Origin of the sequence: Streptomyces sp. CoH27, assembly GCF_020181035.1 — a bacterium.
GTDB classification, from domain to species: Bacteria; Actinomycetota; Actinomycetes; order Streptomycetales; family Streptomycetaceae; genus Streptomyces; species Streptomyces camelliae.
On record NZ_JAIQYY010000007.1, the window covers coordinates 292572 to 315234 of the forward strand.

Here is a 22663-nt window from a genome sequence, read left to right on the forward strand (position 1 = left end):
GACTCGTTCCTGGGCACACCGCATCACCGTGGAAGCGCGAGCCGCCCGGCACCGGATCAGGAGCAGTGGACGACGTAGGCATGCGGACGTGGTGAAGGTGGACGTAATGGTCAAGGAAAGGCCCGGGAACAAACCCCGAAACAACCGCGAGAGCGGATCAGGGGGATCGGGGGCCGGTGGGCCGGGACCCGAGGACAGGGAAGCACAACCACGCAAGGCGGGCGCACCGTCACCGATCACGGTGCAGCCGCGCCGGGGGCGGTACATGGTCACGCCGCTGCCGCAGCACCTGCTGCCACCGGGGTTGCCCGAAATGGGCATGGACGCGGTGTGCGACCGGTTGGAGCAGATGCCCGAGGTCACGGTGGTCCGCAGGCTCCGGCCGTCGGAGAAGCTGAAGGCCGCCGGACTGTATCCCTCCTGCCCGGACGTCGTGGTCGTCGAGGCGGCCGAGGACCAGGTCCCGGCGATGCGGTCACTGCACGTGCACATCGAGCCGGACCTGCCGCTGGCCGGGACCGGGCCCGCTTCCGTGCCCACGACGGGGATGCTGCCGCTGCGTGACCCGGGGCTGGTCATGCCCCTGGAAGAACCCGTGGAGATCGCGCTGCGTGTCTGCGGCCCGGACGGCGAACCGCTGGCCGGCGCAGGGGTGTTCCTGATCGGTGCGACCTGGCCGGCCCAGGGCATCACCGGGACCGACGGGACGGTCACCGTCACGCTCGCGACGGAGACGGCGGAGTCGATCGAGTCCCTGTACGTGCGGCCCGCGGGCGGTTACACGGACCGCTGGATCCCCCGCCCCGACCTCTCGGCAACCCAGGAGAACCTCGTCACTCTCGCCCCGCTCGCCCAGGTGTACCCGGAACTGGAGCAGCGCCAGCAGTACGGCTGGGGTCAGCAGGCGATGCGGCTGGACCGGCTGCCCCCCACCTTCCGCGCGTTCGGCATCAGGATCGCGGCCATCGGATCGGGTGTCAGTGCCGAACATCCCGATCTGAAGGAACGGGTGCGCTCGGGCGTCGACGTGGTGCGCGGCACGGACGGGGGCTGGGCGCACGACACGCTGGGCAACGGTACCCATGCGGCGGGCATCATCGCCGGAGCGGACACCGGCAAGGGCGTCATCGGCATCGCGGTCGACGCCGAGATCGACGTCTGCCAGGTGATGCCCGACGGGCATTTCAGTGACCTGATCGCCGCGCTGGACCACTGCATCGACCGCGAGGTCGACATCGCCCACATCGCGGTGGCGGCCCCGTACTCTTCGGCGCTCGTGTCACGAAAGCTCGCCGACGCCTACGGGGCGGGCATCGCCTGCGTCGCGCCGGCGGGCGACACCGGTGGGCCGGTCGCCTTCCCGGGCTCGCTGCCCACCGTGTTCGCGGTGGGCGCGCTGGGAGCCTTCGGCACCTACCCGCAGGACACCTCCCAAGCCACCCACGCGGGGCCGCAGTTGAGCCCAGAAGGACTGTTCGCCGCACCATTCAGCTGCTACGGCCCCGGAGTCGATGCGGTCGCACCCGGTGTTGCGGTCCTGTCCTGCGCGCCGGAGGGCGGGTACACGGCTCTCGACGGCACCGGCACGGCCTCGGCCCACGTCGCCGGGCTGGCTGCCCTCGTTCTCGCTCACCACGAGGACTTCCACGGCCAACTGCTGCCTCGCGGACCGGGCAGGGTGCAGCACCTGTTCGAGATCGTCGCCGCCAGCTGCCGCCCACTGGCCGCACATGGCACGCTGGAGGCGGCCCGCGTCGGCCGCGGCCTGCCCGACGCACTCGTCGCCCTCGGCCTGGCCCCCGGAATCCAACTCGCCCCGGCCCTGGCGCCCTACGCCCCGTCCATGGCCGGTTAACCCCCCTCACGGCCAAGTACACGGATCGGCATCCGCCCCGAGGGAGCGGGTGCCGATCGGCTTCGGCCGCGCCATCACCACTGTCTCCCGGCCGCCGGATCCGCGCGGACGGGCACGCTCGGCGAGTGTCTCGCATCCGCCGTCAGGGCGGTGGGAGACATGCCCAGACGGTCTTGCCGGACGGCGGGTACGGGGCGCTGCCCCAGTCGGTCGCCAGCGCGTCCACGAGGAGTCGCCAGCGCGTCCACGAGGAGGAGACCCCGACCGTATTCGGCAGTGAGGGCCGGTGTACGGGGCTGGAGCGGGCGGTCGTCTCGGGGGTCCGCCACCTCGATACGGAGCGTGTCAGGGGCGTCGACAGCGAGCGTGAGGCGGAAGCAGCGGCCTTTCACCCGTCCGTGGGTCACCGCGTTCGCCGCCAGCTCGACGACGACCAGGGCGGCGGACTCGCTTGCCGTGCAGGATGACGGCCACCCCCATTCCGTGAGTTGCTGCGTCGCGAGCAGACGGGCGAGGTGAGCGCCCCGGGGCGTGGCCCTGAGGAGCCGGGTGAACCGGGGGGTGGATTTTTGAGGCTGCGGTAACGCCCGGCACCATCCGCGTCCGTAACTCCAAGGCCCCGGCTCGCGCTCAACTGGCCTTCGGGGCCTCGGAGTGGACCGCCTTCGTGCGGCTCGCCGTCACCCGCTGACGGTCACGTCTGCGGAAGTACAGCCGACCCCCCCGGCTACTCCTCGAACAACGCCTCCTGCTCCCCCTCCGTCCTCGCCCGTACCCGGCAGTTCCGTGCGCCCACCACCAGGGCCGTGGCCGCTGCCGTGGCCCCGAGGGCTGCCGGGACCATCCAGCCGCGGTCGAAGATGTGGCCGAGGGCGTGGTCGAGGGAAAGGCGGCCGGGGCCGGTGACGGCGAGGCCGGCTGCCGCGAGGCCCAGGGTCGCCGCGTACTCGTAGCCACCCGACTGGGCGAAGAAGCCGCTCGGCACGTGGACCGCGGCCGCCCCCGCCATCGCGCCGGCCGCCGCCGCGCCCGCCGCCGGGGTCGCCAGGCCCAGCGCCAGCAGGGTGCCGCCGCCCGCCTCCGCGAGGCCCGCCGCCGTCGCGCTCGCCTTGCCCGGCGTGTAGCCGACGGACTCCATGAACTGGCCGGTGCCCTCCAGCCCGTGCCCGCCGAACCAGCCGAACAGCTTCTGCGCGCCATGCGCGGCGAGCACCCCGCCCGTGCCCAGCCGGAGCAGCAGCAGGCCCAGATCACGTCGGTCGAAACAGTTCACGGCGACTCCCGGCAGATGGGTGGACGGGTTCCTCCAGCCCGTCCACCGTCGCAGGTTTCACCCCGGTGGGCGCGTCGGGGAGGGCGTTCGGGTGGCGGGTCCGGGGGAGCGGTGTGAGCCTGGCGCCATGACGATCAAACCAGCCAAACTCAGCGATCCGGCCGTGCGGGCCTTCGTCAACGCCGTCAACTCCCACGACCGCGAGGGCTTCATGCGGCTCCTCGCCCCCGGCGCGACGATGTCCGACGACGGCTCCGACCGCGACCTCGCCGACTGGATCGAGCGGGAGATCTTCTCCTCCCACGGCCACATGGACGTCCAGAGCGAGTCCGACGGCGGCCGGCAACTGGTCGCCGACTACCGCAACGACACCTGGGGCGAGATGCGTACCGCATGGCGCTTCACCGTCGAGGAGGACGGGCGGATCTCCCGCTTCGACACCGGGCAGGCGTGAATCCCGCGTGAATCCGGGCCGCACCGGCCCTTGTCCTCGTGTGCGCTTCAACTCCTAGCGTCCTCGGGCATGGAGACCACGAGCAGGACACTGGGACGCAGCCACATCGAGGTCAGCGCGCTCGGCTTCGGTTGCTGGGCCATCGGCGGGGAGTGGCAGTCCGCGGACGGGCAGCCGCTCGGCTGGGGGAAGGTGGACGACGACGAGTCCGTACGTGCCGTTCACCGCGCCCTCGACCTCGGCGTCACCTTCTTCGACACCGCCGACTGCTACGGCACCGGGCACAGCGAACAGATCCTCGGCCGGGCACTCGGCAAGCGGCGGGACGACGTCATCGTCGCCACCAAGTGGGGCAACCTCTTCGACGAGCGCACCCGCACCGCCGACGGCCAGGACGACACCCCGGCCCACGCCCGCCGCGCGCTGACCGCCTCGCTGCGCCGGCTGGGCACGGAGCACATCGACCTCTACCAGTTCCACCTCTCCGACGCCGACCCGGAGCGAGCGGCCGAACTCCGGGACGCCTGCGAGGAGTTCGTGCGAGAGGGGCTCATCCGCGCCTACGCCTGGAGCACCGACGACCCCGCCCGCGCCGCCGTCTTCGCCGAGGGCGAGCACTGCGCGGCCGTCCAGCACGCGCTCAACGTGCTGCAGGACGCTCCCGGCATGCTGGCGCTGTGCGAGGAGCGGGGGCTCGCGAGCATCAACCGGAGCCCGCTGGCCATGGGGCTGCTGGCCGGGAAGCGGCGCGGCGCGCTCGCGGCCGGGGACATCCGGAGCAGGCCGCCGGCCTGGCTGCCGGGGTACGACGCGGACGGCTCCGGCGCCGACCAGGCATGGCTGGCCCGGATCGACGCCCTGCGGGACATCCTCACGAGCGACGGCCGCACCCTCGCCCAGGGCGCCCTGGCCTGGCTGTGGGCCCGCAGTCCGCGCACGGTCCCCATCCCCGGGTTCCGCTCGGTCGCCCAGGCCGAGGAGAACGCCGGTGCCCTCGCGAAGGGGCCGCTCACCGCCGGGCAGTTGAGCGAGGTCGAGCGCCTGCTCGGGCGCTGAGTGGCCCCCTCGCGGTCGGGTCCCCTCGCGGTCGGGTCCCCTCGCGGTCGGGTCCCTTCGGGGTCCAGGAAGGGCGCTGACTCATCGGATTTTCATAACGCGGCAAAATTCCCGGCCGTCCCGGTCCCGGCGCGCGGAAGCCGCAGCTGGGCCCGGTGTACGGTCCCGGAGTGCGTGAATGTTCCCGGATCAGCCGGCGTGCCGCCCTCGGTCTGACGGCCGCCGCCCTTCCCTTGTCCACGGCTGCGGCCGTTTCCCTCTCCACGGCCACCCCGGCCGCCGCGGGCGACCCCGCCGCCGTCGGGGGCGAGCGGTTGGCCGGTGCCGGCGTTCAGGTGCGCGGTGCCTCCGGACTGCCCGCGAAGCTCACCGCCCGCTCGTGGCTGATCGCCGACTGCGACAGCGGCGAGGTGCTCGCCTCGTTCAACGCGCACCGGCGGCTCGCGCCCGCGTCCACGCTGAAGATGCTGTTCGCGGACACCGTGCTGAAGAAGTTCGACCGCACCCAGCGGTACACGGTCAAGGACGCCGACCTCGCCGACATCCCGGCCGGCTCCAGCCTGGTCGGCATCAAGCCCGGCCTCACCTACACCGTCGAGCAGCTGTGGCAGGGCGTGTTCCTGCGCTCCGGCAACGACGCCGTGCACGTGCTGTCCCACATGAACGGCGGCGTAGCCAAGACGGTCGCCGAGATGCAGGCCAAGGCCGCGGACCTACAGGCGCTGGACACCCACGTGGTCAGCCCCGACGGCTTCGACCACCCGGGCCAGATCTCCTCGGCGTACGACCTCACGCTCTTCGCCCGGCACGGGCTGAAGGACGCCGACTTCCGCGGCTACTGCGGCACGAAGACCGCCGACTTTCCGGCGGGCGGCAAGAAGACCTTCCAGATCCAGAACACCGACCGCCTGCTGACCGGGGCATGGGGTCTGAAGACATACGACGGCCTGATCGGTGTCAAGAACGGCTACACCAGCAATGCCGGCAACACCTTCACCGGCGCCGCCACCCGGGGCGGACGCACCCTGCTGGTGACGGTCATGCACCCGGCCGAGGGCAGCAACGCCGTCTACGAGCAGACCGCCGCGCTGCTCGACTGGGGCTTCGGGCCCGGGCGTTCGGCACAGGCCGTGGGCACGCTGGTCGACCCGCTCAGCGAGGGCGGCGCCAAGGTGAGTCCGGCATCGGGGGGCAAGGGGGACCGGGCGGCGGCCGACGGCTCCGGCTCGTCCGGCGGCCCGTCGACCGGCCGGCTGGTGGAGGGCGCCGGTGGCACGGCGTTGCTGCTGGCGGCGGCGGGTTTCCTGGTGGTGAAGCGGAGACGCAGGGCGGTCGCGGCGGCGGCGATGGCCGAGGCGGCGGCGGAGACGGCCGAGCCGGCGGCGGAGCCGAACGAACCGGGCGGCCGGCACCGGCGCTGAACACCGAACAGTGCGGCGGCCGTTCCACCGACCGGCGTGTACCCCGCTTCCTGCGCGAGGTCCACCCCCAACTCCGGTCCGGTGGAACGGCCGCCGCCTTCCCCCCTCGGTATGGCTACGGAACCCCCGTGCTCCAAGTGTGAAGCTGTTGTGGAGGAAAGTTGAGCATATGTCCTCGACGGGCCGCAATACCGCGGATGTTCAAATTCCGCTTCCGTCAGGGGGTTCAGCCCCGCCCGATGTAGGGCATCGCCGTCGCCAGTACCGTCGCGAACTGCACGTTCGCCTCCAGCGGCAGCTCGGCCATGTGCCGCACGGTCCGCGCCACATCGGCCACATCCATCACCGGTTCCGGGGCTACCTCCCCGTTCGCCTGGAGTGCGCCCGTCTGCATCCGGGCCGTCATGTCCGTGGCCGCGTTGCCGATGTCGATCTGCCCGACCGCGATGCGGTACGGCCGCCCGTCCAGCGACAGCGACTTGGTCAGTCCGGTCAGCGCGTGCTTGGTCGCCGTGTAGGCCACCGAGTGCGGGCGGGGCGCGTGGGCCGAGATCGAGCCGTTGTTGATGATCCGTCCGCCCTGCGGATCCTGCTCCTTCATCTGCCGGTACGCCGCCTGTGCGCACAGGAACGCCCCGTTGAGGTTGGTGTCCACCACGTGCCGCCAGGCGTCGTAGGGGAGTTCCTCGACCGGGACCCCGCCGGGTCCGAAGGTCCCCGCGTTGTTGAACAGCAGGTCCACCCGCCCGAACCGCTCCACCGTGGCCGCGAACAGCGCCGTCACGTCCTCGGGCCGGGACACGTCGGCGCGTACGGCGAGCGCGGCGCCCCCCGGCACCAGCGCCGCCGTCTCCTCCAGCGTCCCGGCGCGCCGGCCGGCCAGTGCCACCGACCAGCCGGCGTTCAGCAGCTCCACGGCGACGGCCCGCCCGATGCCGGAGCCGGCGCCGGTCACCACCGCGATCTTCGATTCCCTGTCGGTCATGGCTCCGCAGCGTAGGCGGGAAGTCCGCCATGCGGAATACCATGTCCGCCATACGGTTATGCGGCCGCCGTCGCAGGTTCCCCCGCCGGTTCCCCCAGCGGCTCCTCGCCCGGATACCGCACCCCGATCCGCTCCCGCACCGCGTCCAGCGTCCGCATCACCGCGAGCGAGCCCTCCAGCGGCACCAGCGGCGACTCCTTCTCGCCCGCCCGCAGCGCCCGCATCACCTCGACCGCCTCGTGCCGCAGGCTGGTGCGCGGCCCGTCGGCCGGGTCGGCGGCGAACTCCTCGGGGTCACGGCCGTCGCGGTGCAGCACGAACCGGTCGGGGTGGAAGAAGCCCGACGGCACGTCGATCCGGCCGCGCGAGCCGGTCACCGACGCCGTGGCCGCCGTACCGCCGACGATCGAACAGTGCAGCGACGCCAGCGCCCCGCTCTCCCACGACAGCAGCGCGCCCGTCTGCAGGTCGACGCCCTCCGCCGAGAGCCGCGCGCTCGCCGTGACCGAGTCCGGCTCGCCCAGCAGCAGCTGCGCGAACGACACCGGGTACACGCCCAGGTCCAGCAGCGCGCCGCCGCCGAGCGCCGGGTCCCGCAGCCGGTGCGCCGACGGGAAGGGACCGGCCAGCCCGAAGTCGGCCTGCACGGTGCGGACCTCACCGATCGCCCCGTCGTCCACCAGCGCCTTCAGCCGCCGGACCAGCGGATTGCAGTACATCCACATCGCCTCCATCAGGAAGCGGTCGTGCTCCCGCGCCAGCGCGACGAGCTCCCGCGTCTCGCGCAGGTTCAGCGTGAACGGCTTCTCGCACAGCACGTTCCGCCCCGCCTCCAGACAGAGACCGGCGGCTGCCCGGTGCGCGGTGTGCGGGGTGGCGACGTACACGACATCGATGTCCGGGTCCGCCGCCAGCGACGCCCACTCGCCGTACGCCCGCGCGGCCCCGAACCGCTCGGCGAACGCCTCCGCCGACTCCGTGCTGCGCGAGGCCACCGCCGCGAGCTCCGCCTCCGGCAGATCGACCAGATCCGCCGCGAACGCCGCCGCGATCCCGCCCGTCGCCAGGATTCCCCAACGCACCCTCTGCTCCGCCATCCCGCGCCGACCTCGCTCATCCGTGCCTCGGCAGTGTGTACGAGCTGAGAGCATAGGGGCCGGTTCCGTACGACGCGGGGACGAGGGAAGGACAGGGGAGGGACGCATGACCGAGCGCACGACGGCACCGGAGGCGCACGGGGAGCACCAGCACCGGACCGCCGGCCCGGGCACCGCGCCGCCCGCCACCCGCCGCACCGGCCTGCTCGTCACCTTCGTCCTCGGCGGCCTCACCGCGACACCCCCGCTCGCGATGGACATGTACCTGCCCTCGCTGCCCGAGGTCACCCGGTCCCTGCACGCCCCCGCCGCCACCGTCCAGCTCACCCTCACCGCCTGCCTGGCCGGCATGGCCCTCGGGCAGCTGGTCGTCGGCCCCCTGAGCGACCGCTGGGGACGGCGCCGCCCGCTGCTCTCCGGCCTCGCCGTCTACGTCGTCGCGACCGCCCTGTGCGCCCTCGCGCCGAACGTCGAGACCCTCGTCGTCTTCCGTCTCGCCCAGGGCCTCGCGGGCGCGGCCGGCATCGTCATCGCCCGAGCCGTCGTACGCGACCTGTACGACGGCGACGCCATGGCCCGCTTCTTCTCCACCCTGATGCTGATCTCCGGGGCCGCGCCCATCGTGGCCCCGCTGATCGGCGGAGAGATCCTGCGGGTGACCGACTGGCGGGGTGTGTTCGTGCTCCTCACCGTGGTCGGCGCGCTGCTCGCCGCACTCGTCCGGCTGCGGCTGCCGGAGACGCTCGCGCCCGAGGAACGGCAGCGCGGGGGAGCGGCGGAGTCACTACGGGCCCTGCGCGCCCTCCTCGCCGACCCGCCCTTCACCGGCTACATGCTGGCCGGCGGCTTCGCCTTCGCCGCGCTGTTCGCCTACATAGCGGCGTCCCCCTTCGTCATCCAGGAGATCTACGGCGCCTCCCCGCAGACCTTCAGCCTGCTGTTCGGCCTCAACTCGGTCGGCCTGGTCGCCGCCGGGCAGCTCAACGGCAAGGTGCTGGTCGGCCGGGTCGCCCTGGAGAAGGTGCTGGCCTGCGGCCTGACGGTGATCGTGCTCGCCGCGACCGCCCTGCTGCTGATGTCGACGGGAGCCTTCGGAGACCTTGGGCTGGCCCCCACGGCCGCCGCCCTCTTCGTCCTGATGACGGCCATGGGCATCACCCTGCCCAACACCCAGTCCCTCGCCCTGCTGCGCACCCGGCACGCCGCCGGCTCCGCCTCCGCGCTCCTCGGCACCACCTCCTTCCTCGTCGGCGCGGTCGCCTCACCGCTCGTCGGCGTCGCCGGCGAACGCACCGCCGTACCCATGGCGCTCGTCCAACTGGCGGGAGCACTGGTCGCGGCGGCCTGCTTCGTGGGAATGTGCCGTCCCTGGAACACACGGGGGAACACCCGTGCGGGGTCGGAGGGAGACGAGCACTGAGCGCACCGAGACTGCGCGCCGACACACCGGAACGGGCCGGACTCGACCCGGCCGCCATCGCGCACCTGGTCGGCGAGCTGCACGCCCTCACCTCCGGCGACCGCCCCTGGGCGGCCGGCGCCGTCGTGCTCGCCGGCCGCGGACCCGTGATCGCCGTGGCCGAGGCCACCGGCTGGGCGGTGCGCTACGCCGCCTACGACCCCGGGACCGACACCGGTGTGGAGCTGCCGCCCGAGGCCCGGGTCCCGATGACCACGGACACCCCCTTCGACCTGGCCTCCCTCACCAAGCTGTTCACGTCCGTCGCGGCCGTGCAGCAGATCGAGCGCGGCACCCTCGGCATGGACGCCAAGGTCGGCGACTACCTGCCCGACTTCCACGCGGCGGCCGCCCACGGCATCACCGTCCGCCAGCTCCTCACCCACACCTCCGGACTGCGCCCCGAACTCCCGCTGTACGACTCCCCCTACGACGCGAGCCGGCTGTCCCGCTTGCGCGCCGAGGCCCCGACGACCGAGCCCGGCAGATACGTCTACTCCGACCTGAACATGCTCCTGCTCCAGTCCGTGCTGGAGCGGATCACCGGCCGCGGCCTCGGCGTCCTGATCGCGGACGGCATCACCCGCCCCCTCGGCATGACCGCGACCGCCTTCGGCCCCTGCCCCCGCGCGGCGGCCACCGAGGACCAGCGGCGGCCGTGGGCCAAGGCGGACCGCGGAATGCTGCGGGGCGTGGTCCACGACGAGAACGCGTGGGCGCTCGGCGGCGTCGCCGGACACGCGGGCCTGTTCTCCACCGCCGGCGACCTCGCGGTCTTCTGCCGCACCCTGCTCGCCGGCGGCTCCTACGGCCCCGCCCGCATCCTCGGCCCCGACTTCGTCGAACTGCTCCTGACCCCGCCCGGCCTGGGCTTCGCCGTGGACCAGCCCTGGTTCATGGGCGAACTGTCGGGCAAGGGCGCGGCGGGCCACACGGGCTTCACCGGCACCTCCCTGGTCCTGGACCCGGCGACGGACACGTTCCTGGTGCTGCTGGCGAACACGGTCCATCCGAGAAGACGCCCGCCGGACAGCGCGCCACGGGCGGCGCTCGCCACCTGGCTGGCAAGGGCGGTGATCTGAGCACCACCGTGATCCGAGCACCACCGTTGATCTGCGCACCACCGTTGATCTGCGCACCACCGTAGAATCACCGGGTGAACGACCCCGTGACCCCGGCCCACACCCTGCGCGCCGCCCTGGACGACGTCCTCGCCGGGCTCCCGCCCACCCAGGCCGCCGGAGCCGTGGAACGGCTGATCGCCAACTACCGGGGCGAGACCCCGACCCACGCGCCGATCCTCCGCGACCGCGCCGACGTCGCCGCCTACGCCGCCTACCGCATGCCCGCCACCTTCGAGGCCGTCCACGCGGCGCTGGCGGCGTTCGCGGCGGCCGCCCCCGACTGGACCCCCGGCAGCCATGTCGACGTCGGCGGTGGCACCGGAGCCGCGACCTGGGCCGTCACCGCGACCTGGCCCGGCGAGCGCGCCGTCACCGTGCTGGACTGGGCCGAGCCCGCCCTCGCCCTCGGCCGTGAGATCGCCGCCGCCAACCCCGCCCTGCGCGGCGCCCGCTGGCAGCGCGCCCGGATCGGCGCCGACCTCACCCTGGACGCCACCGACCTCGTCACCGTGTCGTACGTGCTCAACGAACTCGCCGAGCCCGACCGGGCCGCCCTCGTCGACGCCGCTGCCGCCGCCGCGCAGGCCGTGGTGATCGTGGAGGCCGGCACCCCGGCCGGCTACGCCCGCGTCATCGAGGCCCGCGACCGCCTGATCCGCGCCGGCCTGCACATCGTCGCGCCCTGCCCGCACAGCGCCGGCTGCCCCATCGAGCCCGGCAGGGACTGGTGCCACTTCTCCGCCCGGGTGAGCCGCTCCTCCCTGCACCGCCGGATCAAGGGCGGCACGCTGCCGTACGAGGACGAGAAGTTCTCGTACGTCGCCGCCACCCGCCTGCCCGCCGCCCCGGCCCCCGCCCGGGTCGTCCGCCGCCCCCAGATCCGCAAGGGCCAGGTGCTGCTCGACCTGTGCGAGACCGACGAACGGCTGGCACGGACGACGGTCACCAAGCGGCATGGCGATCTGTACAAGGCGGCACGGGACGCGGAGTGGGGGGACCGGTGGCCGCCCGGCGACGTGTCCGGGTGACCGTCCGGCCTTGTTAGCGTCTTGGCCATGGCCAAGAACCCCGCCCCCGACGCCACCCGGCGCAGCGAGAAGTCGCGCCGTGCGATCTACGACGCCGCCCTCGCCCTGGTCGGTGAGGTCGGGTACCCGAAGACCACGGTCGAGGGGATCGCCGCCCGCGCCGGCGTCGGCAAGCAGACGATCTACCGATGGTGGCCGTCCAAGGCCGCCGTCCTGCTGGAGGCGTTCCTCGACCTGGCCACGCGCACGGCCGAGGAAGCCGGGCAGGAGCCGTACGCCATCCCGGACACCGGCGACCTCGCCGCCGACCTCAAGGCGGTGCTGCGGGCCACGGTGGACGAACTCCTCGACCCCCGCTTCGACGTACCGGCCCGCGCCCTGACCGCCGAGGGCGTGGTCAACGAACCGCTCGGCCGCGAGTTCGTCACCAAGCTCCTCGAACCCCAGCTCCAGCTGTACGTCGACCGGCTGCGCTCCGCCCAGGACGCCGGAGCCGTACGGCCCGACGTCGATCCCCGCATCGCCCTGGAGCTGTTCGTCTCCCCGCTCGCCCAGCGCTGGCTGCAACGGACCGGACCGATCACGTACGCCTACACGGACACCCTGGTCGACTACGCCCTGCACGGAATCGGACGAATCGGACCCCAGACACCCCGAAGCAGATGAAGATGGGACGATAAGGCATGCTGTCCGCACACCACCGAGGCGACACCATCGCGGCGACCACCGAGGCGAGGGGATAGATGAGCGCGACGTTCGGCGGCCCATCCGGCCGGCAGGGCAGACTCTCCCAGTGGCTGCGGGGACGCCGCCCGAAGGAGGCCGCCGGCACCGACGGCCGTGAGGCCCTGCTGCTCGCCGCCGCCGCCGCGGGCCTGCCGCTCGCCCCCGCCGCGCACCCCGCCCCCGGCTACGGCTGTTCCTGCGACCGCGTCGGCTGTCCCACCCCGGCCCGGCACCCGGTGTCGTTCGCCTGGCAGACGCAGTCCACCACCGACCGCGCCCAGATCGAGCGCTGGGCCCGGCACCAGCCGCAGGCCAACTTCATCACCGCCACCGGGATGACCCACGACGTCCTCGACGTGCCCCTGGAGGCCGGCCGGGAGGCCCTGGAGCGGCTGCTCGGCGCCGGTGTCGAGGTCGGCCCGGTCGCCGAGAGCGGCGACGGCCGCATGCTGTTCTTCACCCTCACCCGCGGCACCCCCGAGGACGAGGACGAGTGGTGGCCCTGCGAGCTGGACTGCCACCCCGAGACCATGGACGAGCACCCCGGCCTGCGCTGGCACTGCCGGGGCTCCTACGTGCTCGTACCGCCCGCCCGGCTGCCCGGCGACGACGACCGGCAGGTGCGCTGGGTGCGCGGCCCGGAGCAGCCGCTGCCGGACCCGCTCAGCCTCCTGGAAGTCCTCACCGACGCCTGCGCCCGCCACGCCGGCACCGAACACCACGCGGCCGCCTGGCCGTCGCGGCACTAGGCGCTCCGCGGGAACGGCCGCGACGGGCCGTCGATCGGCTGCCGCTCCGTCGTGGCTGGTGGCTCCCCCACGTTCTCGGCTTCGCTCGAACCCGGGGGGACCCCATCGCGGCGAAGCCGCTGTCGAGCACAGCCCCGCGCCCCTTCGGGGCGCTTCTACTCGCCCTGCGCCGACGTCAGTCCCGGCACCCGGCCCAGCATGGACACCGCGCCGCTGCCCGCCGGGTCCAGGGCGACCTCGTTGGACATGAACTCCAGCGTCAGGGACTGCTTCACCTCGCCCTGGGTCAGGGCCTGCACGTCCTTGTTCTGGGCCGGCATCGTGGTGCCCGCGGCGACGGTCCGCTTCTCGTAGTGGTGCGTGGTGAAGAACACCAGCGCCCCGCCGCCCGCCGTCCGCAGCGCCAGCGGCTGGTAGTCGCCGCCGGTCAGCGGCTTGTCGATGAACTGGGTGACCAGACCCGGCTTGCGGGCCCGCTGGGCGCGGTTCGCGCGCTCGACGCTCGTGTACGAGCCGTCGGCGAAGGTGTTCCCGCCCTTCTGAAGGTACGACACATAGTCCGCGCTCAGCTTGCCGGGCGCCACGGCGAGCTGAGCCGAGTTCGCCGGCACGGCCTCGGCCCAGCCGTCCTTGTCGGTCGTGAACCGCGGTACGGAGCCCGGCGCGACGAGCGTCAGATACGCCACCTGCCACGGCTCGCCGAGCCCGTTACGCGTGAACACCACCAGCCAGCGCGCGTTGCCCGCCTTGTTGCCCCGGGCGTCGGCGAGGAACCAGCGCGGCCAGCCCGCCTTCTTGGGGATGGTGATCCGCACGTCCGTCAGCTTCAGCGGCACGTGATCGGGGTTGCCCGACGGGCTGTTGGTGTGCCCGGCCTTGAGCCGGGCGGCGTCGATGTCGCCGAACGGGCCGGTGACGTAGGGCGCGTCCAGGGAGCTGTCGAAGGCCTTGTCGGCCTTGTTGTACGCGGTCGTGAACGCGGTGACCGCCGTGGCGGCCTCGGCACGGGTGGCGGCGGGGAGCACCTCCCGCTCCCCGTGCACCACCACGCACCCGCTCGTCATCAGCGCCAAAGCGGTCAGCGAGGCCGCCATGAGTCCGCTCCGGCGTGCCGTCACGACCGCGTCACGGTCACGCCTGCGGAGCCTGCGCGGGCTGCGATCCCTGCTCATCGGGTCCCTTCACCTTCCCCTTCCCGGAGGCGAACCCTACCGGGGTGAAGAACACCGCGGGTGCCGGGTCCGAGGTTCGTGGGACGCTGGCCGGCATGGGGAACGCGCGCAGGGAGCTGCTGGGGGCCGGCCGGCTGGTGCTGGACATCAGGGACCGGCCGGAGCCGCCGTCGCTCCGCTTCGAGACGGCGGACGACGGCAGGATGCTGCTGCTACGGCAGTCCGGGCGCCCGCTGCTGCTCGGCCGCTCGTTCGCCGACGGCGCCCCGTGCTGCCCCGAGCTGCATCTGCACCGCCTCGACGGCTACCGCTCGCCCCTGCCGCCCCTGTCGGCGGTGCAGCAGCGGTCGTCGTCCCTCAACTGGCCGCATCAGTACGCCCGTTGGCTGGAGGAGGCGACCGGGACACCGCTGCGCGACGGCCGCTGGGAGCTGGCCCTGCGCACCGGATTCCCACCCGGCATCTGGGAGGAGGACCTGGTGCGGGAGTGGCCGGGCGGCGAACTCGGGTTGTACTGCGGCGGCGGCTGGCACGGTGTCGTTCCCCTGCGCTCGCTCTCGCCACCGGACTCCGGCCGGGTCAAGGCGCAGCGCAGACTCGTCCGCGAGGGCACGGTCGCCCCTGTCCTGCTGTGGTGGGTGACCTTCCTCGACGGCTGGCTCCTCCTGGACGGCCACGACCGGACGGTGGCGGCGCTGGCGGAGGGGCGCAGGCCGGACTGTGTGGTGCTGACCCGGCTGCCCGCGGCCGGCGAGCAGTGGCGCGGGGCCGAGAAGATCGAGGAGGCGTACGAGCACCACATGAAGCGGCTCGCCGCCCTTCCCCCGGGGCCGGGGACCGAACGGCAGCGGGACCGCCTGGAGCGGGCCCACGGTGACACGCTCGCCGAGCTGCCGTACGCCTCCGTGTCCACCGGCACCCACCCCCTGCCCGGCGGTGCCCCCGCCTGGCGCGCGCTCGCCCGTGCCGCGATGTTTCAATTCCCCGGTGACTGACTACGACGTACTCCGCGTCTTCTGCGGACCGAACGGCGGCTACGGCAACGAACTCGGTGTCGTCCGCGACGGCTCGGTGCTGCCCGAGCGCGGCGACCGGCAGGAGCTGGCGGCCAAACTCGGCTTCAGCGAGACCGTGTTCGTGGACGACCCCGAGCGCGGCGTCATCGACATCTACACCCCCACCCTGCGGCTGCCCTTCGCCGGTCACCCCTGCGTCGGCACCGCCTGGCTGCTCGACGTGCCCGAACTGGTCACCCCCGCCGGAGTCGTCGGAGTCCGGCTGGACGGCGAGTTCAGCTGGATCGAGGCGCGGGCGGAGTGGGCGCCGCCGCGCACCCTGCGGCAGTACGCCACCGCCGCCGAGGTCGACGCCCTTGACGTGCCCCCGCCCGGCGCGTGGATCTACGCCTGGGCCTGGGAGGACGAGGCGGCCGGCCGGATCCGCGCCCGCGCCTTCCCCGGCCGCGACGACGGCATCGACGAGGACGAGGCCACCGGCGCCGCCGCACTCCTGCTCACCGACCAGCTGGGCCGCGCCCTGAACATCACCCAGGGCAAGGGCTCCCAGATCCTCACCGCCCCCCAGCCGCACGGCTGGGTGGAGATCGGCGGACGGGTGTACCTGGAACGCCAGCCGGAGCGCTAGGCCCCGTCGTCAAACTCCCTCCCCCAGCCTTCGGCCGGGAGGTGCCCCCAGCCCCGCGGCGCCATGCACGCTCCCCCAGAGGGGGTACCCCCACTCGTCGCACCGGGCCCTGACCCACGTACGTCCAGTACGAGGGCCAGGGCCCGGCACGCCGATAGCACGCACCTACAGCGACATCAGCTGCTCCGCAGCGGGCGCGAGGCCCGCCCTCCGGGCGGACGGCGGGAGTTTGACGACAGGACCTAGGCGCTCAGCGGAAACTCCTCGCCCAGCGCCCTGAACATCGCCGTGTTCAGGGCGAACGCCCGCTTGCACTCGGCGACCATCCGCTGCTTCTCCAGGTCGTCCACGGCTATCGCGTCCAGCAGTTCGCGGTAACTCCGCTTGAACGCGGCCGGGTTGGAGAGTCCCTCGAAGACGTAGAACCGAACCCCGTCGCCCTTCCTCGCGAAGCCCCACGTCCGCTCCGCCCGGTCCCGGATGATCTGGCCGCCGGACAGGTCGCCCAGATAGCGGGTGTAGTGGTGGGCGACGTAGCCGCCCGGCCAGCGCTCGGCGCACGCGCGGACCCGGTCCGCGTACGCCCGGGTCGCCGGCAGGGCGCTCAGCCCCGCCCGCCAGCCGGCGCCCCGCAGATGCGCCAGGTCCCGCTCCAGCGCCGGGAGGCGCAGCAGCTCCGGCCGGATGAAGGGGCCGGCCACCGGATCGGCCGCCAGCCGCCCGGCACCGCTCTCCAGTGCCTCGTACACGAACCACAGCTGCTCGGTGTAGCGCGCGTACGCCGCCACGCCCAGCCGGCCGCCGAGCAGATCGGTCATGAACGTCGAGGTCTCCGCCTCGGTGTGCTGCTCGTGGGACGCGGTACGGATGAGGGCCGAGAACGAGTTCATGAAGCCACCGCCCAACGTTGCCGACAGGCTGTCGGTAAAATTCTACAAGAGAGAGCCCGCCCTCCGCAGAGGACGGGCTCACGCAGCGCTCACGGCAGGGTCAGGATGTCCGCGCCCGTGTCCGTGACCACCAGCGTGTGTTCGAACTGGGCCGTCCGCTTGCGGTCCTTCGTCACGACCGTCCAGCCGTCGTCCCACACGTCGTACTCGTACGTGCCGAGCGTCAGCATCGGCTCGATCGTGAACGTCATGCCGGGCTGCATGACCGTCGTCGCGTGCGGGCTGTCGTAGTGCGGGATGATCAGCCCGGAGTGGAAGGAGGAGCTGATCCCGTGGCCGGTGAAGTCCCGCACCACCCCGTAGCCGAAGCGCTTGGCGTACGACTCGATGACCCGGCCGATGATGTTGATCTGCCGGCCCGGCCTGACCGCCTTGATCGCGCGGTTCAGGGCCTCGCGGGTGCGCTCCACCAGCAGCCGGCTCTCCTCGTCGACGTCCCCGACCAGGTACGTGGCGTTGTTGTCGCCGTGCACCCCGCCGATGTACGCCGTCACGTCCAGGTTGACGATGTCGCCGTCGTTCAGGACCGTCGAGTCCGGGATGCCGTGGCAGATGACCTCGTTGACCGACGTGCACAGGGACTTGGGGAAGCCTCGGTAGCCCAGCGTGGACGGGTAGGCGCCGTGGTCGCACATGTAGTCGTGCGCGACCTTGTCCAGCTGGTCCGTGGTGACCCCGGGTGCGATGATCTTCGCGGCCTCCTCCATCGCCTGCGCGGCGATACGGCCGGCGATCCGCATCGCCTCGACGGTCTCGGGGCTCTGCACCTCCGGTCCGGTGTACGGCGCCGGCGCGGGCTTGCCGACGTACTCGGGCCGGCGGATGTTTCCGGGCACCGAGCGGGTGGGGGACAGCTCCCCTGGGACGAGCAGCGACTGGCCAGACATGCCAGCGAGTCTATCGAGCGGATATGGGGGAGCATGTCGTTGGCGAGAGGAGCTGGTCATGGCCCTGTTCAAGAAGCGCACCGTCGGCAAGCCGGGTGAGTGGTACTACTGCCTGGAGCACAAGAAGGTCGAGGAGGGGCCGGAGTGCCCGGCCAAGGACCGCTTCGGGCCGTACGCCTCCCGGCAGGAGGCCGAGCACGCGATGGAGACCGCCGCCGAGCGCAACCTCCAGTGGGAGAACGACCCTCGCTGGCACGACGCGTCCGCGCGGGGCAGCGCCGACGACGAGTGATCACGCGTGTACGGCCGTGTGCCGCTCGCGCATGCGGACCGCGTGCTCGTTGGTCCGGGCGTCGTACGTCATGAGGCCCGGCAGGCAGAGCGTGAGCAGGCCGACGGCGCCCGCGCAGGCCAGGCCGCCGGCGACGACCGAGGTCCGCAGGCCCGCCCAGGCGGCGAGGCCGCCCGCCCGGACCTGGCCGAGCTGGGGGCCGACCGAGTACGACAGCAGCTCGATCCCGGCGAGCCGGCCGCGCAGCTCGTCGGGGATCGTCTGGTTCCACATGGCGGCCCGGAAGATCCCGGAGACCATGTCGAAGCCGCCGCCGACGGTCAGGAAGAGCAGCACCAGCCACACGTTCCCGCACAGCCCGGCCGCCGCGACCGCCAGGCCCCAGCCCGTGGCCGCCAGCACCACCATCAGCCCGTGCCGGTGCACCCGGGACGCCCAGCCGCTGGTCAGGCTCACCAGGAGGGAGCCGGCCGGGACGGACGCGTACATCAGGCCGAGCGCCCAGTCGGCGTGCAGTTCGTCCGCGAGGAACGGCAGCACGGCGAGCGGCATGGCCAGGGACATCGCCGCGAGGTCCACGACGTAGGTGCCGAGGAGCTCCTTGCGGCTCCACGCGTACCGGGCGCCCTCCAGGACCGCCGTCAGCGACGGCTTCGACGCCTCGTGGGCGGCGGGGGAGGGGGCGATCCGCACGATGTACGCCAGCGAGACCGCGAAGGTCAGCGCGTCGGCCGCGTAGGCCCAGCCGAGGCCCGCGTAGGCGACGACCACGCCCGCGAGCGCCGGGCCGGCGACTCCGCCGACGGTCCAGCGCAGGGAGTTCAGCGAGGCCGCGGCGGGCAGGTCGGCGTGGGCGACGATCCGGGGCCACAGCGAGTCCAGCGCCGGGCGCTGGATGGAGCCCAGGGCGGAGGAGAGCGCGGCGATGGCGTACAGCGGCCAGAGCGCGGGGTGCGGGAGCAGGGCGTTGACCAGCAGAACGGCACTCAGCAGGCCCTGACCGGCCTCCGTCCACACGATGAGCTTCCGCTTGTCCAGCGCGTCGGCGAGGGCACCGCCGTAGAGCCCGCACACGATGAGCGGCAACAGCTCCACGGCCCCGATCGCGCCCACCGCCGCCGTCGACCCCGTCAGGTCCTTCAGCTGGACGGGCACCGCCACGAAGGTCAGAAAACTGCCGAAGTTGCTGATCAGCCCTGATGTCCACAGCCGCCGGAAGTCCGCGGAGGCTTTCCAGGGGGCGAGGTCGGGAAGGAGTGCTCGGGCCACTGAGGCATGCTCGACGGGCGAGCGGCCTGGGGCAACCGCTTTTCCGCCCACGCGGCCGCCCGTCCCGGTCGTCCGGGAGGGCGCCGGAGGGGCCAGGGGGTGTCGTTCGGATCATCCCGGCGTCGCGGGCCCTGGCACGCACTCCCCCAGAGGGGGCACCCCCAGCGGCGTTGTCGTCGGTCGCCGACTCCCCCACGCTCGAACGGGGCTCGAACGGGGCTCGCGCGGGGAGGACCCCCACGCGTCGCCCGCCGCGGCAGCGGCTGATGTCACGGCCTCCTCCGCCGTGCAGCTGCACGCACCAGACCCCGCTCGGGTCGGCCACAAGGCACCGCTCGGCACGGCCAAGCTGATCCCAACGACACCCACTCGGCAGCGGTGGGGCGGGGCTCGACGGAGCGGCCTGGTGCGGTGGCCCGTTGTCGTCGCGCCCGCCCGCCCGCGCCGTCTCGGGCCGTTCGGTCAAGCCTCGGCCGGGCCGGCGGGCGGACGCAGTTCGGCCGAGCCGGGTGGGCGGGCGTGTCACCAAGGGGCCGGGGGCGGTGCCGTCAGGGCTTCCGCGAGGCGGGACAAGCGGTCACGGAAGCCCCGCCGAGCCCTCGGCGAGCCGCCGTTCTCGCCCGCCGCCGCACCCGCCCGCCCGCGCCGTCTCGGGCCGTTCGGTCAAGCCTCGGCCGGGCCGGGTGGGCGGGCGTGTCACCAAGGGGCCGGGGGCGGTGCCGTCAGGGCTTCCGCGAGGCGGGACAAGCGGTCACGGAAGCCCCGCCGAGCCCTCGGCGAGCCGCCGTTCTCGCCCGCCGCCGCGCCGACCAGGTGCTGGACCGTGTCCAGGTCCAACTCCGCCCCCTCCGGCACCGCCAGCGACTCATGGGCCATCGCGGCCAGCTCGCCCTCGTCCGCGCCCAGCGCCAGCACCGTCACCCCGGCCCGCCGGGCCGCGTGCACGTGTTCCAGCAGCGGCGCGGGCTCCTCGGGCGCCACGACCAGCAGCGTCTCACCGCGCCGTGCCGCCTCGATCCGGCCCGGTCCGACGGCCAGGTGGGGCGGGTCCGAGGGGCGCACCCGGTGCCGTACGAGCGTCGGCGCCAGCTCCGGCGTACCCGACCACGCGGCCTCGTCCACCAGATGCGCCGCCAGGTGCCACGGCTCGTACTCCGGCGTGCCCACCAGCAGCAGCCCGCCCCCGTGCGCCACCACCGATCCGCGCAGCACCCCCGCGAACCTCCGGGTGGCCCCCAGCCACTCCGTCCCGGCGAGCACTTCGCGCAGCAACGCGACCCGTACGGCGTCCATGCGCCCGCATCCTGCCGCAACCGGCCACCTATGACGCCCGGTTCACCCGGAATTCGCCCGCCCCGGGGACATGACATCCATCAGTTCGTCCGGGACGTAGAGTCGGGCCCATGACCTCTACGACCTCTTCCGACAAGGCCCCCGCCAAGGACCCCTGGGACCTGCCCGACGTGTCCGGGTACGTCGTCGGCGTCCTCGGCGGGACCGGCCCGCAGGGCAAGGGCCTCGCCTACCGCCTCGCCCGGGCCGGCCAGAAGGTGATCATCGGCTCCCGGTCCGCCGAGCGGGCGCAGGCCGCCGCCGGGGAACTCGGGCACGGCGTCGAGGGCGCCGACAACGCCGAGACCGCGCGCCGCAGCGACATCGTGATCGTCGCCGTACCGTGGGACGGCCACGGTGACACGCTGACGGCCCTGCGCGAGGACCTGTCCGGCAAGCTCGTCGTCGACTGCGTCAACCCGCTCGGCTTCGACAAGAAGGGCGCCTACGCCCTCAAGCCCGAGGAGGGCAGCGCCGCCGAGCAGGCCGCTGCCCTGCTGCCGGACTCCCGGGTCACCGCCGCCTTCCACCACCTGTCCGCCGTCCTGCTCCAGGACCCCGAGATCGACGAGATCGACACCGATGTCATGGTGCTCGGCGAGCAGCGGGCCGACGTGGAGATCGTGCAGGCCCTCGCCGGGCGCATCCCCGGCATGCGCGGCATCTTCGCCGGGCGGCTGCGCAACGCCCACCAGGTCGAGTCGCTCGTCGCGAACCTGATCTCCGTCAACCGCCGCTACAAGGCACACGCCGGGCTCCGCCTCACCGACGTGTGAGCGGATGGGGGACACTGGTGGGCGCCAGCAGTGTCCCCCACAGCACTCGAACACAACACCCGAAAGCGACTCCGATGCCCCTCTCGCCCCCACCCGCCCAGACCCGGCGGCTCGCCCTCTACGCCCTGGTCGTCTGCGCCCTCGCCGTGGCCGCCGCCGTCGTCTCCTTCGTCCAGGGCAGCTGGCTGGGGATCGTCTGGGTGCTGCTGGCGGGCCTGTCGTCCAACATGGCCTGGTACTACACCAAGCGTGGCCGGCAGGCGCGGGCCGCCGGGCAGGGCGAGTCCGTCACGGGCTGACCGCGCAGATCTCCGGGGTGCCGCGCCAGAAGCGGTACAGCTCCTGGCCGCAGTAGCTGGAGTAGTCGTCGACGCCGAGGGCGCGCAGGATCGCGTCGACCGCGTCGAAGAACACGTGGTTGACCGACGGCACCCACAGCAGCGCGAACACGAACAGCAGCCCGAACGGCGCGAACGGCGCCACCTGCCGCTTCACCTGGTACGACAGCCACGGCTCGATGACGCCGTAGCCGTCCAGGCCCGGCACCGGCAGGAAGTTCAGGATCGCCGCCGTCACCTGGAGCAGACCCAGGAACGCCAGCGCGAACCGGAAGTCCGCGGGCACCCCGTCCAGCGCGTGCAGGCAGAACGGGGCGGTGCACACGGCCGCGAACAGCACGTTCGTCAGCGGGCCCGCCGCCGAGATCAGGCTGTGCCTCCAGCGGCCCCGGATCCGGTCGCGCTCGATGAACACCGCGCCGCCGGGCAGGCCGATCCCGCCCATGATCAGGAAGAGCACCGGGAGCAGGATGCTCAGCTGCGCGTGCGTGTACTTCAGCGGGTTCAGCGTGAGATAGCCCTTGGCGCCCACCGTGATGTCCCCGCCGTGCAGGGCCGTGCGCGCGTGCGCGTACTCGTGCAGACACAGTGAGACGACCCAGGCCGCCGTCACGAACAGGAAGATCGCCACGCCCCGCTGCGTCGCGAACCCGGTCCAGGTGGCCCATCCGGTCACCGCCGTCACGGCCAGGATCCCGAGGAACACGGGACTGACGGCGTGGTCGCCGCGGCGGGTGGTGGCGGTGGTCATGGGCAGGGCTCCTGCTGGTGTCTCG

At 73.1% G+C, this 22663-nt stretch carries 25 protein-coding genes and 1 pseudogene; 15 read left to right on the plus strand and 11 right to left on the minus strand.

Translation table 11 applies throughout. The annotated features are described in order from the left end of the window. Positions 1-265 precede the first annotated feature (265 nt). Positions 266-1855 carry a S8 family serine peptidase gene (locus tag LE548_RS13780; RefSeq protein WP_225097085.1) on the plus strand — a complete coding sequence of 530 codons (1590 nt, stop codon included), beginning with the start codon at positions 266-268 and terminating at the stop codon, positions 1853-1855. Positions 1856-1929: 74 nt separating this feature from the next. Here the strand turns inward: LE548_RS13780 and LE548_RS13785 are convergent, their stop codons facing one another. After that, positions 1930-2361, minus strand: coding sequence for an ATP-binding protein (locus LE548_RS13785; RefSeq protein WP_374116085.1), 432 nt, complete (start codon positions 2359-2361; stop codon positions 1930-1932). Between the two features lie 89 nt (positions 2362-2450). Here LE548_RS13785 and LE548_RS46470 point away from each other — a divergent pair, with 89 nt between their 5' ends. After that, positions 2451-2546 (plus strand): DUF397 domain-containing protein, encoded by a 96-nt coding sequence (locus LE548_RS46470; protein WP_374116086.1) that lies wholly within the window; start codon positions 2451-2453, stop codon positions 2544-2546. 36 nt (positions 2547-2582) lie between these two features. Here the strand turns inward: LE548_RS46470 and LE548_RS13795 are convergent, their stop codons facing one another. Then, positions 2583-3128 (minus strand): DoxX family membrane protein, encoded by a 546-nt coding sequence (locus tag LE548_RS13795; protein ID WP_225097086.1) that lies wholly within the window; start codon positions 3126-3128, stop codon positions 2583-2585. Positions 3129-3255: 127 nt separating this feature from the next. Here LE548_RS13795 and LE548_RS13800 point away from each other — a divergent pair, with 127 nt between their 5' ends. From LE548_RS13800 to LE548_RS13810, 3 genes are all read left to right on the plus strand, one after another. Next, positions 3256-3582 (plus strand): nuclear transport factor 2 family protein, encoded by a 327-nt coding sequence (locus LE548_RS13800; protein WP_225097087.1) that lies wholly within the window; start codon positions 3256-3258, stop codon positions 3580-3582. Positions 3583-3651: 69 nt separating this feature from the next. Then, on the plus strand, positions 3652-4638 hold the full coding sequence (locus LE548_RS13805) for an aldo/keto reductase (RefSeq protein ID WP_225097088.1): 987 nt from the start codon (positions 3652-3654) through the stop codon (positions 4636-4638). Positions 4639-4808: 170 nt separating this feature from the next. Beyond that, positions 4809-6059 (plus strand): D-alanyl-D-alanine carboxypeptidase family protein, encoded by a 1251-nt coding sequence (locus LE548_RS13810; protein ID WP_225097089.1) that lies wholly within the window; start codon positions 4809-4811, stop codon positions 6057-6059. Between the two features lie 226 nt (positions 6060-6285). Here LE548_RS13810 and LE548_RS13815 read toward each other — a convergent pair whose 3' ends face one another. After that, a complete protein-coding gene (locus tag LE548_RS13815) occupies positions 6286-7044 on the minus strand; it encodes an SDR family oxidoreductase (RefSeq protein WP_225097090.1) in 759 nt (252 codons plus the stop codon). A gap of 56 nt (positions 7045-7100) precedes the next feature. Then, positions 7101-8141 carry a Gfo/Idh/MocA family protein gene (locus LE548_RS13820; protein ID WP_225097091.1) on the minus strand — a complete coding sequence of 347 codons (1041 nt, stop codon included), beginning with the start codon at positions 8139-8141 and terminating at the stop codon, positions 7101-7103. A 106-nt stretch (positions 8142-8247) separates the two neighbouring features. Here LE548_RS13820 and LE548_RS13825 point away from each other — a divergent pair, with 106 nt between their 5' ends. The 5 genes from LE548_RS13825 to LE548_RS13845 all read left to right on the plus strand — a co-directional run bounded on the left by LE548_RS13825 (position 8248) and on the right by LE548_RS13845 (position 13227). Continuing rightward, positions 8248-9561 carry a multidrug effflux MFS transporter gene (locus LE548_RS13825; protein WP_225097092.1) on the plus strand — a complete coding sequence of 438 codons (1314 nt, stop codon included), beginning with the start codon at positions 8248-8250 and terminating at the stop codon, positions 9559-9561. Then, complete coding sequence (locus LE548_RS13830; protein ID WP_225097093.1) at positions 9501-10682, plus strand: serine hydrolase; 1182 nt, start codon at positions 9501-9503, stop codon at positions 10680-10682. Before LE548_RS13825 ends, LE548_RS13830 begins: the two co-directional genes overlap by 61 nt. A 74-nt stretch (positions 10683-10756) precedes the next feature. Then, positions 10757-11752 (plus strand): small ribosomal subunit Rsm22 family protein, encoded by a 996-nt coding sequence (locus LE548_RS13835; protein ID WP_225097094.1) that lies wholly within the window; start codon positions 10757-10759, stop codon positions 11750-11752. 27 nt (positions 11753-11779) lie between these two features. Further along, complete coding sequence (locus LE548_RS13840; RefSeq protein WP_225097095.1) at positions 11780-12418, plus strand: TetR/AcrR family transcriptional regulator; 639 nt, start codon at positions 11780-11782, stop codon at positions 12416-12418. A 77-nt stretch (positions 12419-12495) separates the two neighbouring features. Continuing rightward, positions 12496-13227 carry a bifunctional DNA primase/polymerase gene (locus LE548_RS13845; protein WP_225097096.1) on the plus strand — a complete coding sequence of 244 codons (732 nt, stop codon included), beginning with the start codon at positions 12496-12498 and terminating at the stop codon, positions 13225-13227. 155 nt (positions 13228-13382) lie between these two features. Here the strand turns inward: LE548_RS13845 and LE548_RS13850 are convergent, their stop codons facing one another. Then, entirely contained in the window at positions 13383-14399 is a 1017-nt protein-coding gene (locus tag LE548_RS13850; protein WP_225097097.1) for a hypothetical protein, read from the minus strand. Next, positions 14359-14466: pseudogene (locus LE548_RS13855) on the minus strand (iron transporter); the annotation flags it as partial. The pseudogene LE548_RS13855 and the gene LE548_RS13850, both read right to left, overlap by 41 nt. 28 nt (positions 14467-14494) lie before the next feature. On the opposite strand from LE548_RS13855, the gene LE548_RS13860 reads away from it, so the two are divergent. Together LE548_RS13860 and LE548_RS13865 are read left to right on the plus strand one after the other, a co-directional pair. Further along, the gene (locus LE548_RS13860; RefSeq protein ID WP_225097098.1) at positions 14495-15394 is read left to right on the plus strand and encodes a hypothetical protein; all 900 of its coding nucleotides are present in this window, start codon (positions 14495-14497) and stop codon (positions 15392-15394) included. Further along, positions 15387-16043: a PhzF family phenazine biosynthesis protein gene (locus LE548_RS13865; RefSeq protein ID WP_225097099.1), complete on the plus strand. Its 657-nt coding sequence runs from the start codon at positions 15387-15389 to the stop codon at positions 16041-16043. Before LE548_RS13860 ends, LE548_RS13865 begins: the two co-directional genes overlap by 8 nt. A 242-nt stretch (positions 16044-16285) precedes the next feature. Here LE548_RS13865 and LE548_RS13870 read toward each other — a convergent pair whose 3' ends face one another. Beyond that, positions 16286-16933, minus strand: coding sequence for a heme oxygenase (biliverdin-producing) (locus LE548_RS13870; protein ID WP_225097100.1), 648 nt, complete (start codon positions 16931-16933; stop codon positions 16286-16288). 89 nt (positions 16934-17022) lie between these two features. Next, on the minus strand, positions 17023-17880 hold the full coding sequence (gene map / locus LE548_RS13875; protein WP_225097101.1) for a type I methionyl aminopeptidase: 858 nt from the start codon (positions 17878-17880) through the stop codon (positions 17023-17025). 58 nt (positions 17881-17938) lie between these two features. Here map and LE548_RS13880 point away from each other — a divergent pair, with 58 nt between their 5' ends. After that, on the plus strand, positions 17939-18172 hold the full coding sequence (locus tag LE548_RS13880; protein ID WP_225097102.1) for a hypothetical protein: 234 nt from the start codon (positions 17939-17941) through the stop codon (positions 18170-18172). On the opposite strand, the gene LE548_RS13885 is transcribed toward LE548_RS13880, so the two are convergent. Then, positions 18173-19441: an MFS transporter gene (locus tag LE548_RS13885; RefSeq protein ID WP_225097103.1), complete on the minus strand. Its 1269-nt coding sequence runs from the start codon at positions 19439-19441 to the stop codon at positions 18173-18175. 696 nt (positions 19442-20137) lie between these two features. After that, positions 20138-20734 (minus strand): hypothetical protein, encoded by a 597-nt coding sequence (locus LE548_RS13890; protein ID WP_225097104.1) that lies wholly within the window; start codon positions 20732-20734, stop codon positions 20138-20140. A 110-nt stretch (positions 20735-20844) separates the two neighbouring features. On the opposite strand from LE548_RS13890, the gene npdG reads away from it, so the two are divergent. Both npdG and LE548_RS13900 read left to right on the plus strand, forming a co-directional pair. Beyond that, complete coding sequence (gene npdG / locus LE548_RS13895; RefSeq protein WP_225097105.1) at positions 20845-21549, plus strand: NADPH-dependent F420 reductase; 705 nt, start codon at positions 20845-20847, stop codon at positions 21547-21549. Positions 21550-21623: 74 nt separating this feature from the next. Then, entirely contained in the window at positions 21624-21848 is a 225-nt protein-coding gene (locus tag LE548_RS13900) for a hypothetical protein (RefSeq protein ID WP_225097106.1), read from the plus strand. Here the strand turns inward: LE548_RS13900 and LE548_RS13905 are convergent. Next, positions 21838-22638 (minus strand): site-2 protease family protein, encoded by an 801-nt coding sequence (locus LE548_RS13905; RefSeq protein ID WP_225097107.1) that lies wholly within the window; start codon positions 22636-22638, stop codon positions 21838-21840. The genes LE548_RS13900 and LE548_RS13905 overlap by 11 nt on opposite strands. Positions 22639-22663: the final 25 nt, after the last annotated feature.